Genomic DNA, 16,799 nt, shown 5'->3' on the forward strand with positions numbered 1-16,799 from the left:
GCCCTCAGCGGACCGGGCGGGACTTGAGCGAGGCGAAGAGCAGGTTGAGGCCCTCGGTCATGGTCGGGTGGGTGATGATCGCGTCGCGCAGGGCGGTCCACGGCATTCCGGCGAGCATGGCCAACTGCACCGAGGTGATCACCTCACCGGACTCGGCCCCGAGCAGCGCAGCGCCGAGGATCCGGTCGGTGCTGGTGTCGATGACCGCCTTCCACATGCCCTCGGTCTGGCGCAGGGTGCGTGCCCGGGGGATCGCGGCGACCGGCAGGTGGGCGACCTGGATGTCGTACCCGGCGCGGCGCGCCTCGGTCTCGGTGAGCCCGACCCGGGCCAGCTCCGGGGTGGTGAAGACGGTGTACGGGATCAACCGGTCGGCGGTGCTGCGTTCCCCGCCCGCGAGGTTGGCGCGGATGATCCGGTAGTCGTCCAGCGAGACGTGGGTGAACTGCGGGCTGCCGGCGACGTCGCCGGCCGCCCAGGTCCGCTCGGCGCTGGTGCGCAGGTACTCGTCGACACGCACGAAGCCCCGCTCGTTGAGGCGTACGCCGGCCGCGTCCAGGCCGAGCCCGTCGGTGACGGGTTCTCGGCCGGCCGCCACCAGCACGTCATCCCCGGTCACCAGGCTGCCGTCGTCGAGCGTCACCCGGAGCGTGCCGCTGACGTCCCGGTCGACGCGGGCGACCGCGACACCGACGCGCACGTCGATGCCGTCGTCGAGGAAGACGCGCAGCACCGCGTCACTCATGTCGGGATCCTCCCGGGGGAGCAGCCGCGGGCCGCCCTCGACGAGCGTCACCGCGCTGCCGAACGACGCGAACATCTGCGCGAACTCCACCCCGACGGTGCCGCCGCCGAGCACCACCAGCCGGGCCGGCAGCCGATCCAGGCGCAGCAGCTCGTCGCTCGTCAGCACCCCGGCCTCGGCCATCCCGGGTACCGAGGGCAGATGCGGACGCGTACCCGTGTTGATCACCATGTCGTCGCCGCGCAGCAGCCGCTCACCGCCGTCGGCGAGGGACACCCGTACGGTCCGGGGGCCGACGAAACGGGCCTCGCCGATCACCAGGTGCAGACCAGAGTCGAGGAACTGCTGCCGGTTGGCCGCCACCATCCCCTCGACGACGTCCTGCTTGTGCGCCCGCAACAGGTCCACGTCGACCCGGCCGCCCTCGACCGCCAGGCCGAGCGCGGACGCGTCCCGCAGGTGACGTGCCGCCCGCGCGCTGGTCACCAGGGCCTTCGTCGGGATGCACGCGACGTTTATGCAACTGCCGCCGATCATGCCGCGTTCGACCATGGCGACCCGTTGCCCGGAGCGGGCGACGTCCATGCTCAACGTCTTCCCGGCCTTGCCACCGCCCACGACGAGCAGGTCGAACTCCTCCGGTTGGTCGGTCACCGGGCGCTCCTCTCGGTCGCCGGGCGGGCCGGCGGCCACCGCTGGTGCGCGGCGGCCAGCCCAGCCTGCCAGTTCCGAGGAGGTCGGCGGCCCCGTTCCGCGCAGAATCGCCCCAGGACGACCGGTGCCGAGGGACGGTGGTGGGTGAGGGATCATCGTTGGATGGCTGATGTCCCGCTTCGGTTCCGGGCACGGGTCCGCCACGAGCCGGACCGCTCCTACGCGGTGCTTGTCGAAGGACCCGAACCACGGGGTGGCGGGGCAGGCGCACTGGTACAGCCACGAGGGCGCCTGGTTCGTCACCGTGGCCGGCTTCGGCACCGCCATCTATCCGGGTGAGTGTCTCGACTTCACTCCGGTCCTCAGTGACGTTGAGGTAGCCGAGTTGGAGAGCTATCTCGCCCGGTCGCCCCGACCTTCTTCCTGAGCTGTCTGCAGCACGAGAGTTGCCTGCTGCCGGGCCTGATGCGGGGTCTTGTGGCCGTAGGCCATCTTCTTCAGCCGGTAGCGCTCGGAGGCAGTCAGCACGACGGGGACGGCGGACGTCATGGCAACGCCCCCGAGTTGCCGAGCAAAACCGTTGGGCTACCCCGACTTGCTTCAGACATGATCGACCCGTGGACACCTACCTGGAGACCGAGCGCCTGGCCCTGCGCCGTTTCACAGCCGATGACGCGGACCTGCTGATCGAGCTCGACAGCGACCCGGCGGTGATGCGCTACCTGACCGGCGGCAACCCGACCGCGCCGGAACTCGTCCGTGAGCGCTACCTCCCGAACATCCTCGCCGGGTACGAGAAGTGGGACGGCGACCTCGGACTATTCGCCGCGCACGAGAAGGACGGCGGCGCGTTCATCGGCTGGTTCATCCTGCGTCCCGAGCCGGAGGGCCCGCTGGACGAAGTCGAACTCGGCTACCGTCTGCGGCAGGCGGCTTGGGGCAACGGTTATGCCACCGAGGGCTCGCGTGCCTTGCTGGGCAAGGCGTTCACGGAGCTCGGTGTGCGCATGGTCTGGGCTGAGACGATGTCCGTGAACCACGGATCGCGCAACATCATGAAGAAGCTCGAAATGACGCTCGTGGACGCCATCCCTACTCCCTCCGACATGGAGATGATCGAGGGCTCCGAGCATGGAGGCGTACGGTACGAGATCACCAAGGAGCAGTGGGAGCGGCAGTAGCCACGACGCCGACCACGACGACCGGACCGTCCGGGCCCGTGCGAGTGCGCCCCGGGCCCGGGACGACAGTGGTCGGGGTCAATGCCGGGCGGCGCCGTTCTCGCTGATCGGCTGCCCGAAGGCGAGGAACGGCACGGGCGTCGGGGCGTCCGGTCGGGTGAAGATGCGCTCGGGCTCCTGGATGTGCGCGCCGGGGCCGGCCGTCCGTTCGGCGGACGCGGTTACCGGCTCATCCACTGTGGTCGGCCCGTCGGAGCGCTCGCCGTCGGTCGGGTCGGCGCCGGATTGGTCGGCCCTTGACTGATCAGTAACGGACTGGTCGTCGCCGGGTTGCTCGCCCTCGGCCCGCCCGGCGCCGGCCCGCTCGACGTAGGGCCGGTCGACGCTCGGCCGGTCGAGGTGGGACCGATTGCCCACCATCGGGTACTCGGCGGTCTCCGGACCACCGGCTGCCGCCGCCATGACCGCGGCGGCGGCGAGGTCGGCGACCCGCTTCGCCTCACGCTGCACCCGGGCGCGTACCTCCTTGGCGTGCCGCTCGGCGGAGTCTCCGGCCCGACGGGCCTCCTCCAGCCGGGCGTTCTCGGCGGTGAGGTCCCGGCGAACCTCGCCGAGCCGCTGCTGCATGCGCGACAGCTCGTTCTCCAGCGTCTCGCCCTCCTGCTGGATCTCGGCGAGCTGCTGGCGGGCGGTGTCCAGCTCGGTGTGCAGCTCCTCGGCCTCCTGCCGGCGCTCCGCGATCTCCTGCTGGAGGGCGGTGAGTTGCTCCTGGTGACTGGCCGCCTGCTCGTCGGCCCGGTTACGCAGCTCGGTCACGTGCTGCTGGGCCTCGGCCAGCAGGGCGGCGATCTGCTGCTCGGTCGCGTCGCGCTGCTCGGCGAGCTCCTGCTCGGCGGTGGCCTGCTGCTCGGCGATGTCCTGCTCGGCGGCGGTACGCCGCTCGTTGACCTCTCGCTCCACGTTGGCCTGCCACTGGGCCATCTCCTGCTGGTTCTTGGCGCGGGCCGACTGGAGTTCCTGCTGGATCTGGGTGCGGGCCGACTTCATCAGCGCGTCGGCGGCGACCCGGGTCTGGTTGAGCTGCTGGGCGCTCTGCTCGGTGATTCGCTTCGCCTCGTGCTGGGCGCGCTCGTGGGCGGCCTCCCCGTCGGCGCGCAACTGCTCGGCGTGCTCGCGGATCGCGGTCAACTCGGCCTCGGCCAGGGTGCGCCGCTCCTCGTGCGCCTGCTCCTGTTCGGAACGCCGGGTCGCCAACTCCTCGGACAGGTCCTGCCGTGCCTGCGCGGCCCGCTCCCGGGTGTCGGTGAGGATCCGCTCCGACTCGCTGCGCAGCTCGTTGGCCCGGTCGGTGGCCGACTCGATGATCATCGCGGCCTGCTTGTCGGCGAGGGTCATGATCTCGGCGACCATCGGGCCCAGATCGTGGATCGAGGCGCGGTCCACCTGCACCGGTTGCTCCCGCATCTCGGCCAGCTCGGTGCGCAACCGCTGCACCTCGGCGGTCAGCTCCCGGACCCGGACCGCGGAGCGGCCGTGCTCGCCGCTGAGCATCGTGATCTGACCGTCGAGCTGCTCCAGGTGCCGGTCCACCTGGCGTTTGTCATAGCCGCGCAGGGCGAGCTCGAAGCTCGGCCGTGAGGCCGCATCGTCGCGTGTTGCGTGCGGCTCAGCGCCGATGGACATGCGCCATCCTCCGTACGATCGGGGGCGTGAGGGTCGGCGGTCGCCTGCCCCGCGGGCCGTCAGTGTGGCGCAACGCTACCGCCGAGCCGACCGCATGCGAAGTCCCGCCCCACCACGTCCCACCCCGCCGCCCCGCCCTCGCCCCACTCCCGCGCCCCTCCCGCCCTCCTTCCGCGTCGACCATGGAGTTGTGGCGGCTGACATAGGTCGTGGACCACCATCATTCCGGCACCACAACTGCATGATCGACGGGGGTTGGGTTGGCCTAGCGGCGGCGGGCCAGGAGGACTGCGTCGTGCAGGGTCAGGGGCTGGCCGTCGGGATCGGTGGCCGGGCGGGGGCGGGCCTCGGCGGTCAGCACCTCCCACTGGGACTTGTCCAGGGTGGTGGCCACGTCCTCCGCGGTGAACATCATGTCCGGCATGTGCATGCGGCGCGCCGACGTCCAGAGATCCGACGGGTGGTGCCCGACGATCAGCAGGACGCCGCCGGGCGCCACCGCCTCGGCCAGCCGGGCGAACAACTCCCGCCGCTGCACCGGAGGCAGGTGCATGAACTGCGCGGACACCAGGTCGTACGCCTGCTCGGCGGGCGGCTTGTCGCGCAGGTCGGCGTGGGTGAACTCGATCCGGTCGCCGACGCCGACGGTGTCGGCGTGCGCGGCGGCCCGACTCAGCGCGGTGGTGGAGATGTCCACAGCCGTCACTCGCCAGCCCCGTTCGGCCAGCCACACCGCGTCGGCGCCTTCGCCGCTGCCCACGTCCAGCGCGTGCCCCGGGGCCAGGTCCGCGGCCTCGGCGACCAGTTGCGGGTTCGGTCGGCCGCTCCACACCGAGGGCCGGGACCGGTAGCGCTCCTCCCACGCCGGCTCCTCGAACGCCGTGGCCACCACCTGCCGGTACTCCGCCACCGCCACGCGGGTGTCCTCGCCGATGAGGTCGGCGTTGATCGCCGCCGCGGCGGTGAGGCCGGCCGCGGCGGACGTGATCACCTGACCACGGATGTCGGCCACGTTGCCGGCCACCCAAACGCCCGGGACGCTCGTCGCGCCGGTGGGATCGGCCGGGACCTGGGCGCCGATCACGTGCTCACCCATCGTCACCTCTTCCGGGGCGAGGCCCAGCCCCACCAGCAGGCCGGCGCGGGGAGTCAGCCGCGTCGCGACCACCACCGCGTCCAGTGCCACCACCCGGCCGTCGGCCAGCCGTACGCCGGTCAGCGCGTCGTCGGTCACCTCCAGCGCGGCGACCGGACCCGGCACCACAGCGATGCTCCGGGCGGCGAGCCGCTCGGCTGCCTCCGCATCCGGCGCCGGGGCGTCGTGCAGCAGGAGCAGGACGCTGGGGCTCCACTGTCGCCACATCTCGGCCTGGTGCACGGCCAGCGGCCCGGTCGCCAGCACGCCGATGCGCCGGTCCCGGACCTCCCAGCCATGGCAGTACGGGCAGTGCAGCACGTCGCGCCCCCACCGCTGGGCCAGGCCGGGCACGTCGGGCAGCTCGTCGGTCAGCCCGGTGGTCACCAGCAGCCGACGGGCCCGCACCGCACTCCCGTCGTCGAGGTCGAGCCGGAACCCGTCGTCCTCGCGGATCGCGGCCTCCACCCGTCCGGCGCGGAACTGCCCGCCGTACCCGGCGACCTCGGCCCGCCCGACCGCGAGCAGCTCGCCCGGCGGCGTCCCCTCCCGTCCCAGGTAGTTGTGCACATGGCCGGCCGGCGCGTTGCGCGGCTCGCCGGCGTCGACCACCAGCACCGACCGTCGCGCCCGGCTCAGCGCCAGGGCTCCGCTGAGCCCCGCGGCGCCGCCGCCCACCACCACCACGTCGTATGTCTCGTCCACCGGTTCCCCCTCTTACCTTGTCGGCTGAGCCCACCATCCGTCGTCACCGGAAAGCCGGCAACTATTCTTGCCGTTATGGCAAACGAGGACACTGCCGCGCTGGCGGCCGTCGGCCCACGGCTGCGCGCCCTGCGCCACCAGCGCGGGACCACGCTGACCCAGCTCGCCGACCTGACCGGCATCTCCGTGAGCACCCTGTCCCGGCTGGAATCCGGCAGTCGCCGGCCCACCCTGGAGCTGCTGCTCCCGCTGGCCCGTGCCTACCAGGTGGCGTTGGACGAGCTGGTGGACGCGCCCGCCACCGGCGACCCCCGGGTCCGCCCCAAGCCGATCGTCATCCACGGCATCACGTTCCTGCCACTGACCCGCCGACCGGGTGGCCTGCGGGCGTTCAAACAGATCTTCCCGCCGGATCCGACGGCCGGGGAGCGGACCCCGCAGACCCACGAGGGGTACGAGTGGCTCTACGTGCTCTCCGGCCGGCTGCGCCTGCTGCTCGGCGACCGCGATCTGACCCTGGCCCCGGGCGAGGTGGCGGAGTTCGACACGCGCATCCCGCACCTCGTGCTCAACCCCGGGCCCGGTGTCGCCGAGGCCCTCAGCCTCTTCGGCCCCCAGGGCGAGCGGCTGCACGTCCGGGCCCGACCGGCCGGATCAACACCGGATCAGTGACATCGGGGCATCCAGGCCCCCTGGACACCCCGACCTCAGCGACCTCGTGTTGATCACTCACGGCCCTGGCCGCTGGCACATCGTTCGTACCCTCCGGGCATGACCACGGGGCGGGCGAGCGGGCTGAGTTCGGTGCAGGGCTACTACTGGCACGCGGTCCTGCTCGGAAATCGCTCGCTGGCGCGTCGCCTGCAACCGGGGGCGTTTCCGGACCGAAAAGCCTTGGGGGGTGTGTTATGGGGGATGTTCCGGGTCGGGCTCGAATGGCTCGACCCCGACCCGCGCAACCCTGCCGAGATTCGCGAGTTCGCCGAGCGGGTGACCAGGTACACCTACGCGACGTACGGCGTGCCCGCGGATGAGGTGTCGCAACTCATCCTCCGGGAGATGGGAGAGGCGCCGGATGACGACGTCCCACCCGCGCATCCGGGCATCGCGGAGTTGGCGGTGGTCATGACCGCCGTGCGCGATCTCGAGCTAAAGCCCGGCCATCTCGATCGTCTGATCAGCGGCGCGGAGGGTTTCGTGAGGCAGTTGGGCATCAGCCTCCCCGCCTATCGACCCGGGCTCATCACACGGTTGCGCTTCGAGCTGGCCGAAGGTCGTTGGTACGGGTACTCGGCCCGGAGACGCTGGAGCGCCGAGCGAATGGGCGCCTTCGTCGACTGGTTGCGGGACGACAGCACCGTCTGACGTTCGTGTCCGCCGGGCCATACCGCGGCGGGCGATGGTGGTGGTGACGCGGCGCGAGGGCCGGACCGGTTCCCCTCCGGTCCGACCCTCGCGATCGTTCCGCGCTAGGCGCGGGTCCTACGCTGCCGGACGATCAGCAGCAACGTGGCGCCGAGGAGCACCGCCAGCACGCCGGCGGTCATCCAGCCCCCGATCGGGAACGACGCGCCGGTCACCGGGAGCTTGCCCTTCACCGGGATGGTGATGGTGGACTCGGGGGAGACCGGCGCCGGACCGTCCGGCGGGGTGCCGGTGGCCGTCGCGGTGTTGCGCAGCGAGCCGTGGTGGTAGTCGGCCTTGCTGACCGTGTACGTCGCCGCGCAGGTCACGGCAGCTCCGGCGGCCAGCGTGACGGAACCGTTCGGGGTCCGTTCCGGACCGCAGGTGATCGGCCCGAGGTTGGCCGCCGAGGCCGGGGCGGTCAGCGTGTCGCTGATCGTCACACCGGTCAGCGCCACCTGGCCGGTGTTTGTCACCACGAACCGGAACGGCACGTGCTGGCCCGGCCGGCTGATCTTGTCGGTGCTGCTCGACTTCACCACCGTGATCGCCGCACCCCGAGTGGCCGTCACCTCGGCGGTGGCCGGCCCGGAGCGTACCGGGGTCGGCGGTTGTTGCCCGGGGATGGTCGGCGGCGTGCCGGCGGCGACGGCGGTGTTGGTGATCCTGCCGGCCTCGATGTCGGCCGCGGTCACGGTGTAGGTCGACGTGCAGGTGGTGCTGCCTCCGGCCGGCAGGGTGACGTCGCCGTTGGCCACCGGCGGCGTGCCGCAGGTGATCGTCCCGGGTGTGCCGGTGCCGGAGAACTCGGTCTCGTCGACCGTCACCGCGCTGAGCGAGGTGTTGCCGGTGTTGGTCACCACGAACTGGTACGTGACCGTGTCACCGGCCGCGGACACCACGCTGGGCGTGACCGCCTTGGTGATGGCGATTTCCGGGTGCGGGATCGGAATGTCCAGCGACGACGGCGGGGAGACCGGCGGCGGCCCGACCGGTGGTGTGCCGGTGGCGGTGGCGACGTTGATCAGCGCCGTGCCGGCGAAGTCCTGCGCGGTCACCGTGTAGGTCGCCCGACACTGGATGTCAGCGCCCGGCGCCAGGGTCACCTCGCCGTTCGGGATGTTCTGCGGACCGCAGGTGATCGGCCCGAGCGCAGCGCGCCCGGACGGCGGCAGCACGGTGTCATTGACGGTCACGTCGGTGAGCGTGAGGCCACCGGTGTTGACCACCAGGAAGGTGAACGGCACCTCCTGCCCCGGCGCGGTGATCGCCACCGTCGTCGAGGACTTGATCACCTCGATGTCGGCGACGAGCCCCGCCTCCGGGATGGTCAGCGTCGAGGGCGGCGAGTTCACCGGTGTCGCCCCGGGTGGCGTCCCATGTGCGGTGGCGGTGTCGGTGACGCCGCCGTTGTCGAGGTCGGCCTGCGTGACGGTGTACGTGGCGGCGCAGCCGGTTGCCTCGCCCGGCGCGAGCGTGGTTGTCGCGCAGGTGATCGGCCCGAGGTTGGCGTTCGACGACGGCGGTGCCTGGACGTCGGTGACGTTGACGGTGGTCAGGGTGAGCCCGCCGGTGTTGACCACGTGGAACCGGTAGGGCACCTGCTGCCCGACCGCGCCGATCGTGACGGTCTCGGAGACCTTGACCACCGAGATCGCCGCGGTCAGTCCGGTCTCCGGGATGGTCAGCGTGGACGGCGGCGAGTCGGTGGGAGTGTCACTGCCCGGCGGGTTGCCGTGCGCGGTGGCGACGTCGACGACGGCGTTGTTGTCCAGGTCGGCCTGGGTGACGGTGTAGGTGGCGGTGCAGGCGGTCACCGCACCGGGTGCGAGCGTGGTCTGCGGGCAGGTGATCGGCCCGAGGTTCGCGTTCGACGAGGGTGGGGTCTGCGCGTCGGTGACGGTGACGGAGGTCAGCGTGACGCCCCCGTTGTTGATCACGAGGAACTGGTAGGGCACCTGCTGCCCGACCGTCGTGATCGACGTGGTGGTGGACGACTTGACCACCGCGATGGACGGGGTGACGTCGGCCGCCGGAATGGTCAGCACCGACTGGTCCGAGTCGACCGGCTCCTCGGTGCCGGTCGGGGTGCCGTGCGCGGTGGCGATGTCGGTCACCTCGTCGTGGTCGAGGTCGGCCTGGGTGACGGTGTAGGTGGCGGTGCACGTCGTGGTCTGGCCGGGGCCGAGTGTGGTCTGCGGGCAGGTGATCGGCCCGAGGTTCGCGTTCGACGACGGGGGATCCTGCACGTCTGTGACGTTGACGTTGTTCAGGGTCAGGCCGCCGCTGTTCGCCACGAGGAACTGGTAGAGCACCTGCTGACCCACCGAGCTGATCGCCGCGGTGGTGGAGAACTTCACGAGCGCGATGGCCGGGGCCACCTCACCGGTCGGAATGATCAGCGTCGACGGCGGCGACTGCACGGGTGGGCCGCTGGGCGGGGTGCCGTGCGCGGTGGCGGTGTCGCGTACCGAGCCGTTGTCGAGGTCGGCCTGGGTGACCAGGTACGTGGCGGTGCACGCGGTCCGCGCTCCGGGGGCGAGGGTGGTGGCGGCGCAGGTGATCGGGCCGAGGTTGGCGTTCGACGACGGCGGGGTCTGCACGTCGGTGACGCCGACGTTGGTCAGGGTGAGCCCGCCGGTGTTGACCACGTGGAACGAGTACGGCACCTGCTGCCCGATGGTGGTGATCGTGGTGGTGGTGGACGTCTTCAGCACCGCGATCGAGGCGACCAGGCCGGTCTCCGGCAGGGTCAGCGTCGAGGGCGGCGAGTCCACCGGCGTGCCTCCACCGGGCGGGGTGCCGTGGGCGACGGCGGTGTTGGTGACCCGGTCGTTGTCGAGGTCGGCCTGGGTGACGGTGTAGGTGGCCGTGCACCCGGTCCGCGCCCCGGGGGCGAGGGTGGTGACGGGGCAGGTGATCGGCCCGAGGTTCGCGTTCGACGACGGCGGCGCCTGCACGTCTGTGACGTTGATGTTTGTCAACGTGAGTCCGCCGGTGTTGACCACGTGGAACGAGTACGGCACCTGCTGTCCGACGGTGGTGATCGACGCGGTGGTGGAGGTCTTCGTCACCGTGATCGACGGGGTCAGCCCCGCCTCGGGAATGGTGAGTGTCGAGGGTGGTGAGGTGGCTGTCGGGCCACTGGGCGGCGTACCCCGGGCGGTGGCGGTGTCGGTGACCCCGTTGTTGTCGAGGTCGGCCTGGGTGACGGTGTAGGTCGCGGTGCAGGTGGTGGTCTGGCCGGGCGTCAGCGTGGTGAGCGGGCAGGTGATCGGGCCGAGGTTGGCGTTCGACGACGGCGGCGCCTGCACGTCGGTGATGGCGATGTTGGTCAGGGTCACGCCGCCGGTGTTGAGGACCAGGTACCGGTAGGGCACCTGCTGCCCGACCGTGGTGATCGACGTGGTGGTGGACGACTTCACCACGGCGATGGAGACGGCGGCGGGCGCGGGCGCCGGGATGGTCAGGGTCTCCGGTTCGGAGACCACCGGGGGACCACTGGGCGGGGTGCCCTGGGCGGTGGCCGTGTTTGTGACACCACCGTTGTCCAGGTCGGCCTGGGTGACGGTGTAGGTGGCCGTGCACGCGGTCCGCACGCCGGGGGCCAGGGTGGTGGCGGCGCAGGTGATCGGCCCCAGGTTGCCGTTCGACGACGGCGGGGTCTGCGTGTCGGTGACCGAGATGGTGGTGAGCGGGACGCCACCGGTGTTGACCACGTGGAACGAGTACGGGACCTGCTGACCGACGGTGGTGATTACCGTGGTGGTCGACGACTTGATCAGCTCGATGCCCGCCGGGGTGCCGCCCGCGCAGGAGAGCGTGGTGCTGAACGGGAAGTAGTGGATCTCGCCGCCGCGGTGGTCCAGCGTACGGGTGATGACGCTGCCCTCGGTGTTGCTGGCCGAGAGGTCGGTGAGGCTGGCATTGGGGGCGTAGATGGTGCCCTCGACCGTGGCCGCACCCGGGGTGAGGGTGAGCGCGGTGGCGGTCGGGAAGTTGAACAGGATGTAGCGCGCCTGCGGGCCGCCGATGCCGGCGAAGTTCGGTGCGGTCCAGGCGAAGTCGTTGCCGACGCCGCTGGTGTCCACGTTGACCAGCAGCGGGGTGTCGGCGGTGGGCTGGCTGGCGAAGGTAAGCGTCTGGATGTTGTTCAGGTCGCTCGCGCCGAGGTTGAGCACGTTCGTCACGCCGGGGGTCAGGGTGACCACGGCGTTGCTGCCCGCCGGGATCGGCCGGGGCAGCACGTCACCGTTCGGTGTCCGCAGCACCACCGTGTTGTCGCAGGTGGCCAGCCCGGCGGTGGTGTCGCGGAAGCTCGCGAAGGCGCCGACGAAGTTGATCGGTGCGGCGGGCCCGACACTGGCGACCGGCTGCCGGGTGACCAACTCGACCCGCGGCGCGGCGTCGTAGTTGTCCGACGGCAGGATCCGGGTGTTGACCTGGGCGCCGTTGTTGTCGGTGTCGCGGACGAACGTGCCGGTCAGGTCGCCGACCTTGGCGTATCCGCTGTTGAGCACCTGAAGGCGGCTGCCGCCGACGCTGCCGGCGAAGTTCACCCGTCCACCCACGACAAGAGCGGTCGGGTTGGCGTCACCGGGTACGACGAACGAGCCGGCGGTCGCGCCGGCCAGCTGGTAGTTGCCGAAGGTGAGGTCGCCGCCGACGGCGAGGGTGCCCTCGTTCTCGTCGCTGAACACTCCGGCGTCGCCCTCGGTCATCACCCCGAAGCTCAGCGCCTCGGCGACCGGGTTGACCGGCCCGATGGCCTCGGCCGCGACCAGTCGCTGGTTCGGCGGGGGTTCGGCCGGTGCCGGGGCCAGCAGACCGTTGACCGCGAGCACGCCCGCCACGGCGACCATGGCCGCCGCCTGAGACCTGCGCTTACCCCACCACGAAATCCTCATCACGCCCCCGTTGGTTCGAATGTGCTAGGGGAGCGTATAGGGGCAAAAGAGCATTTGATGGGCTTTTGTCCGTTTAGCGGGTCGGCTGGCCGCAGCCGAGACCAGGCCGCACGGGCCGGATCGGATCCCCTCCGGTCCGGCCCGCGCGCGTTCGCACCAGTCCAGGTGTCACCCCTTGTGCTTCTCCTGGCACGGCACGCAGAAGCGGACATGCGGGAGGACTTCGAGGCGCTCGGCCGGGATGCTCTTGCGGCACCTCTCGCAGGCGCCGTAGGTACCATCCGCGATCCGGCCCAGCGCGCCGGTGATCTGCTCGAGGTGGCGGCGGGTGGCCACCAGCAGAGCGGCCTGGTTGTGGGCCTCGCCCGGGTCGCCGGTGTCCGCGTTGAGTTCGGTCAGCTCCCGTAGCCGAGCCGTCTGCGTCGCGAACTCGTCCGCCAGGGACGCTCGTAGATCAGCCAGCCAACCGTGCTCGACAGCGCGTTGATCGATGCTCATGGTCTGCCCTTCAGAAAGAACGAGAAAAAGAAAAAGGGCCGAAGCCTGAGTAGCTTCGCCCTGCGGTCGTTCTGGGATGCAACGATTCCGCGGGAGGGCCTCGGCCGGTGCGCGCCGGGCTCGACATCCCGCGCGTGGGCACGATGTACAGGGCGCCGACAACCGGCACCCGCATGCACGCCTTGCCGCGCGGAGCCGTCATGACGCGGGCAGCACCGCCAGCCGTCAGGTCAGTGACGGCTGGCGAGTGGAAGGTCACCCACGGCATGCCCCCACCATAGGGCGGCGAATGCCCTAAAGCCAACGGTCCTTGATCCATGATCGACGCATCGGGACAGGCCATGGCACCCCGGGCGGGATCGGACTTCCGAGCACGGTCGAGGCGCGAGACCAGTGACGCGTCACCAGCACGGCGAGCAGGGTCCTCGGCCGATCACCCGGAGAACGTCGAACTGTGGACGCGGTAGCTCCGTGTTTATGATCGACGACCCCGACCGGGGACGGCCGCGCTGTTCGGCCGGGAGCAAGAGGTGAGGTGCGCGACGGTGATCCGCGAGGCGTACGCCTGCTGGGTGCGCGAGCCCGGCACGGCGGAGATCCGGCCGGTGTCGCTACCGACGCCGGGCCCCGACGAGGTGCTGGTCCGGGCCCGCTACTCCGGGGTCAGCCGGGGCACCGAGACGCTTGTCTTCGCCGGCCGGGTGCCCACCGACCAGTACGCCGCGATGCGCGCGCCCTTTCAGGAGGGTGACTTCCCCGGCCCGGTGAAGTACGGCTACCTCAGCGTCGGCGAGGTCGAACACGGCCCGCCGGAACTGCTCGGCCGCACGGTGTTCTGCCTGCACCCGCACCAGAGCGCGTACGTCGTGCCGGCCACCGCGGTGGTGCCCGTACCGGACGGGGTGCCACCCGCCCGCGCGGTGCTCGCCGGCACGGTGGAGACCGCGATAAACGCGCTGTGGGACGCCGCGCCCCTGGTCGGCGACCGGGTTACCGTGATCGGCGCGGGCATGGTGGGCTGCTGCGTCGCCGCCCTGCTCGCCCGGTTTCCCGGTGTGCAGGTCGAACTCGTCGACACCGATGCCCGCCGGGCCGGGGTGGCCGGCGCGCTCGGCGTCGAGTTCGCCCAACCGGCCGACGCGAGCGGCGACCGGGACCTGGTCGTGCACGCCAGCGCCACCGGCGCCGGCCTGCAACAGGCCCTGGACCTGCTCGCGCCGGAGGGCACTGTCATCGAGCTGAGCTGGTACGGCGACCGCCCGGTGCAGGTGTCGCTGGGCGGGTCGTTCCACTCCGGTCGGCTCACCGTACGCAGCAGTCAGGTCGGCATGGTCGCTCCCGCCCGGCGGGGACGGCGCAGTTACGCCGACCGGCTGGCGCTCGCCCTGGACCTGCTCGACGATCCGGCCTTCGACGCGCTGATTACCGGCGCGTCCCGGTTCGCGGAGTTGCCCGACGTGCTCGCCAGACTGAGCGCGGGCGACCTGCCCGCGCTCTGCCACCTCATCACCTACGACGACGGGGAGTGACCGTGTTCAGCGTGACCGTTCGGGATCACATGATGATCGCCCACAGTTTCCAGGGCGAGGTGTTCGGTCCCGCCCAACGCCTGCACGGGGCGACGTTCGTGGTGGACGCGACGTTCCGCCGTGCCGACCTGGACGCCGACGGCATCGTGGTCGACATCGGCCTGGCCACCGAGCAGCTGCGGGCCGTACTCGGCGAGTTGACCTACCGCAACCTCGACGACGAGCCGGCCTTCGCGGGGGTGAACACCACCACCGAGGTGCTGGCCCGGACGGTCGCGGATCGGCTGGCCGAGCGGGTGCACGCCGGCCAACTGGGCGCCGGCGCACGCGAACTGGCGGGCATCACCGTCACCCTGCACGAGTCGCACGTCGCCTGGGCCAGCTACGAGCGGTCACTGTGACCGACGCGGGCCGGACGGCGCCCGCCACCGGCTCGGGTAGCACCGGCCGTACGGTGCACGTCGTCCTGCCCGGCGACATCGACGACCCGGCCGCGCCCAGTGGCGGCAACACCTACGACAGGCGCGTCTGCGCGGGGCTCACCGACCGAGGCTGGGCGGTGCACGAGCACGCGGTGCCCGGGGCCTGGCCGAGCCCCGGGCCGGCCGACCGGGCGGCACTGGCCGCGGTGCTCACCGCCGCCCCGGACGACGCCGTGGTGCTGCTCGACGGTTTGATCGCCTCGACCGTGCCGGACCTGCTCGCCCCGCACGCCGACCGGTTGCGCCTGGTCGTCCTCGTGCACATGCCGTTCGACGACGAGGCGGAGGGCCGGGCGCTGGCCGCCGCGCGGGCCGTCGTCACCACCAGCGAGTGGACCCGCGGCCGCCTGCTGCTGCGCCACCCGCTGCGCCGCGACCGGATCCGGGTCGCGCCGCCGGGCGTGACGCCCGCTCCGCTGGCGCCCCCCGGCTCGGCCGCCGGAAACCGGCTGCTCTGCGTGGCCGCGGTCACCCACCACAAGGGCCACGACGTGCTCGTCGACGCGTTGACCGTGCGGGCCGAGTCGACCTGGACGCTTGTCTGCGCCGGCACGCTGACCCGGGAACCCGAGCTGGTGCGCCGGCTGCGTGACCGGCTCGTCGGCGCGGGCCTCGCCGACCGGGTGCGGTTCGCCGGGCCGCTGACCGGCGCCGCGCTCGACGCCGCGTACGCCGCCGCCGACCTGCTGGTGCTGCCCTCCCGGGGCGAGACGTACGGCATGGTCGTCACCGAGGCGCTGGCCCGGGGCCTGCCGGTGCTGACCACCCGGGTGGGTGGCCTGCCCGAGGCGCTCGGCCGGACCGCCGACGGTGACGTGCCGGGGCTGTTGGTGCCACCTGACGATCCGGCCGCCCTGGCCGGCGCGCTGAGCTGGTGGTTGGGCGACGACATGCTGCGGGCCCGGCTGCGGTTGGCGGCTCTCGGCCGGCGGCACACCCTGACCGACTGGACGGTGACGACCGCGTCGCTGGCCGCCGTGCTGGAGGAGGTGGCGGGATGACCGTCGAGGAGACCCTGACGTTCGCCGACTGGTTGCGCCTGCGGGAGCCGGCCGACGCGGCGGCGCGGGCCGAGGACCTGCTGGACGTCGTTCGCCCCCGACTGACAGGTGCCCCGCCGACGGTCATCCACGACCTGGGCAGCGGCACCGGTTCGATGAGTCGCTGGCTGGCCACCCGGCTGCCCGGCCCGCAGCACTGGGTGCTGCACGACCGCGACGCCGACCTGCTGGCCCGCGCCGCCGAGGGCATGACCGGGGTGGTCGCCGCCGACGGCGCGCCGGTCACCGTACGCACCCGGTGCGGCGACCTCACCCGGCTCGGCGCCGCCGATCTGGCCGACGGTTCCCTGGTCACCGCGTCCGCGCTGCTGGACATGCTGACCGCCGAGGAGATCGAACGCGTGGTGGCCGCCTGTGTCGGCCGACCCACCCTGTTCGCCGTCTCGGTGACCGGGCGGGTTCGACTCACCCCGGCCGATCCGCTGGACGCGGCGGTCGAGGCCGCGTTCAACGACCACCAACGGCGTACCGTCGACGGCCGACGACTGCTCGGCCCGGACGCCGTCGCCGCCACCGCCGCCGCGTTCGCCCGACGCGGCGTGGACGTGCGGGAACGGCCCAGCCCGTGGCGCCTCGGCCCGGAGCAGGCCGACCTGGCCGCCGAGTGGTTCCGGGGTTGGCTGGGCGCGGCCCGCGCGCAACGTCCCGACCTGGCCGGCCCGACCGAGGAGTACGCCCGGCGTCGGCTGGCCGACGCGGCGGCCGGCCGGCTCACCGTCCTGGTCGAACACACCGACCTCCTCGCGGGTGGATGAACCGTTCAGACCCTGGGTACGTGGACTAGAACAAATGAACGATCTTCAAGGGGAGGGCCG

General features: G+C 71.9%; 13 protein-coding genes and 1 pseudogene. 8 read left to right on the forward strand and 6 right to left on the reverse strand.

All coding sequences use genetic code 11. The annotated features are described in order from the left end of the window. Positions 1-4: 4 nt before the first annotated feature. Entirely contained in the window at positions 5-1,399 is a 1,395-nt protein-coding gene (locus ACLQ29_RS19900; RefSeq protein ID WP_425772996.1) for a dihydrolipoyl dehydrogenase family protein, read from the reverse strand. 229 nt (positions 1,400-1,628) lie between these two features. Here ACLQ29_RS19900 and ACLQ29_RS19905 point away from each other — a divergent pair, with 229 nt between their 5' ends. After that, positions 1,629-1,826 (forward strand): hypothetical protein, encoded by a 198-nt coding sequence (locus ACLQ29_RS19905; protein ID WP_425772997.1) that lies wholly within the window; start codon positions 1,629-1,631, stop codon positions 1,824-1,826. Between the two features lie 190 nt (positions 1,827-2,016). After that, positions 2,017-2,580 (forward strand): GNAT family N-acetyltransferase, encoded by a 564-nt coding sequence (locus tag ACLQ29_RS19910; RefSeq protein WP_425772998.1) that lies wholly within the window; start codon positions 2,017-2,019, stop codon positions 2,578-2,580. Positions 2,581-2,658: 78 nt separating this feature from the next. Here the strand turns inward: ACLQ29_RS19910 and ACLQ29_RS19915 are convergent, their stop codons facing one another. Next, positions 2,659-4,263 (reverse strand): DivIVA domain-containing protein, encoded by a 1,605-nt coding sequence (locus ACLQ29_RS19915; RefSeq protein WP_425772999.1) that lies wholly within the window; start codon positions 4,261-4,263, stop codon positions 2,659-2,661. A 265-nt stretch (positions 4,264-4,528) separates the two neighbouring features. Further along, positions 4,529-6,103 carry an FAD-dependent oxidoreductase gene (locus ACLQ29_RS19920; RefSeq protein WP_425773000.1) on the reverse strand — a complete coding sequence of 525 codons (1,575 nt, stop codon included), beginning with the start codon at positions 6,101-6,103 and terminating at the stop codon, positions 4,529-4,531. Between the two features lie 75 nt (positions 6,104-6,178). On the opposite strand from ACLQ29_RS19920, the gene ACLQ29_RS19925 reads away from it, so the two are divergent. Then, the gene (locus tag ACLQ29_RS19925) at positions 6,179-6,775 is read left to right on the forward strand and encodes a helix-turn-helix domain-containing protein (RefSeq protein ID WP_425773001.1); all 597 of its coding nucleotides are present in this window, start codon (positions 6,179-6,181) and stop codon (positions 6,773-6,775) included. Between the two features lie 99 nt (positions 6,776-6,874). Next, the gene (locus ACLQ29_RS19930) at positions 6,875-7,468 is read left to right on the forward strand and encodes a hypothetical protein (protein WP_425773002.1); all 594 of its coding nucleotides are present in this window, start codon (positions 6,875-6,877) and stop codon (positions 7,466-7,468) included. A gap of 104 nt (positions 7,469-7,572) precedes the next feature. Here ACLQ29_RS19930 and ACLQ29_RS19935 read toward each other — a convergent pair whose 3' ends face one another. The 3 genes and pseudogenes from ACLQ29_RS19935 to ACLQ29_RS19945 form a co-directional block, all read right to left on the reverse strand. Further along, positions 7,573-10,998 (reverse strand): DUF7507 domain-containing protein, encoded by a 3,426-nt coding sequence (locus tag ACLQ29_RS19935; RefSeq protein ID WP_425773097.1) that lies wholly within the window; start codon positions 10,996-10,998, stop codon positions 7,573-7,575. A gap of 45 nt (positions 10,999-11,043) precedes the next feature. Beyond that, a pseudogene (locus tag ACLQ29_RS19940) lies at positions 11,044-12,414 on the reverse strand (collagen-binding domain-containing protein); the annotation flags it as partial. A gap of 168 nt (positions 12,415-12,582) precedes the next feature. After that, the gene (locus ACLQ29_RS19945; protein ID WP_393371216.1) at positions 12,583-12,912 is read right to left on the reverse strand and encodes a TraR/DksA family transcriptional regulator; all 330 of its coding nucleotides are present in this window, start codon (positions 12,910-12,912) and stop codon (positions 12,583-12,585) included. 545 nt (positions 12,913-13,457) lie between these two features. Between ACLQ29_RS19945 and ACLQ29_RS19950 the strand changes: the two genes are divergently transcribed. From ACLQ29_RS19950 to ACLQ29_RS19965, 4 genes are read left to right on the forward strand one after another with little or no spacing between them, the layout of a single operon-like run. Further along, complete coding sequence (locus ACLQ29_RS19950) at positions 13,458-14,441, forward strand: dehydrogenase (RefSeq protein WP_425773098.1); 984 nt, start codon at positions 13,458-13,460, stop codon at positions 14,439-14,441. Between the two features lie 2 nt (positions 14,442-14,443). Further along, positions 14,444-14,842 carry a 6-pyruvoyl trahydropterin synthase family protein gene (locus ACLQ29_RS19955; RefSeq protein ID WP_355029810.1) on the forward strand — a complete coding sequence of 133 codons (399 nt, stop codon included), beginning with the start codon at positions 14,444-14,446 and terminating at the stop codon, positions 14,840-14,842. Then, positions 14,839-15,924 carry a glycosyltransferase family 4 protein gene (locus ACLQ29_RS19960; protein ID WP_425773003.1) on the forward strand — a complete coding sequence of 362 codons (1,086 nt, stop codon included), beginning with the start codon at positions 14,839-14,841 and terminating at the stop codon, positions 15,922-15,924. The genes ACLQ29_RS19955 and ACLQ29_RS19960 overlap by 4 nt, the downstream gene beginning before the upstream one ends. Continuing rightward, positions 15,921-16,739, forward strand: a complete 819-nt coding sequence (locus ACLQ29_RS19965; RefSeq protein WP_425773004.1) for a class I SAM-dependent methyltransferase — start codon at positions 15,921-15,923, stop codon at positions 16,737-16,739. The genes ACLQ29_RS19960 and ACLQ29_RS19965 overlap by 4 nt, the downstream gene beginning before the upstream one ends. The last annotated feature ends 60 nt before the right edge of the window (positions 16,740-16,799 follow it).

The organism is Micromonospora sp. DT228, assembly GCF_049841595.1.
In the GTDB taxonomy this organism is placed as follows: Bacteria; Actinomycetota; Actinomycetes; order Mycobacteriales; family Micromonosporaceae; genus Micromonospora.

Coding starts and splice junctions, on each gene's coding strand:
- ACLQ29_RS19915 (WP_425772999.1), bottom strand. CDS start 4,263: ATGTCCATCGGCGCTGAGCCGCACGCAACACGCGACGATGCGGCCTCA.
- ACLQ29_RS19925 (WP_425773001.1), top strand. CDS start 6,179: ATGGCAAACGAGGACACTGCCGCGCTGGCGGCCGTCGGCCCACGGCTG.
- ACLQ29_RS19930 (WP_425773002.1), top strand. CDS start 6,875: ATGACCACGGGGCGGGCGAGCGGGCTGAGTTCGGTGCAGGGCTACTAC.
- ACLQ29_RS19945 (WP_393371216.1), bottom strand. CDS start 12,912: ATGAGCATCGATCAACGCGCTGTCGAGCACGGTTGGCTGGCTGATCTA.
- ACLQ29_RS19965 (WP_425773004.1), top strand. CDS start 15,921: ATGACCGTCGAGGAGACCCTGACGTTCGCCGACTGGTTGCGCCTGCGG.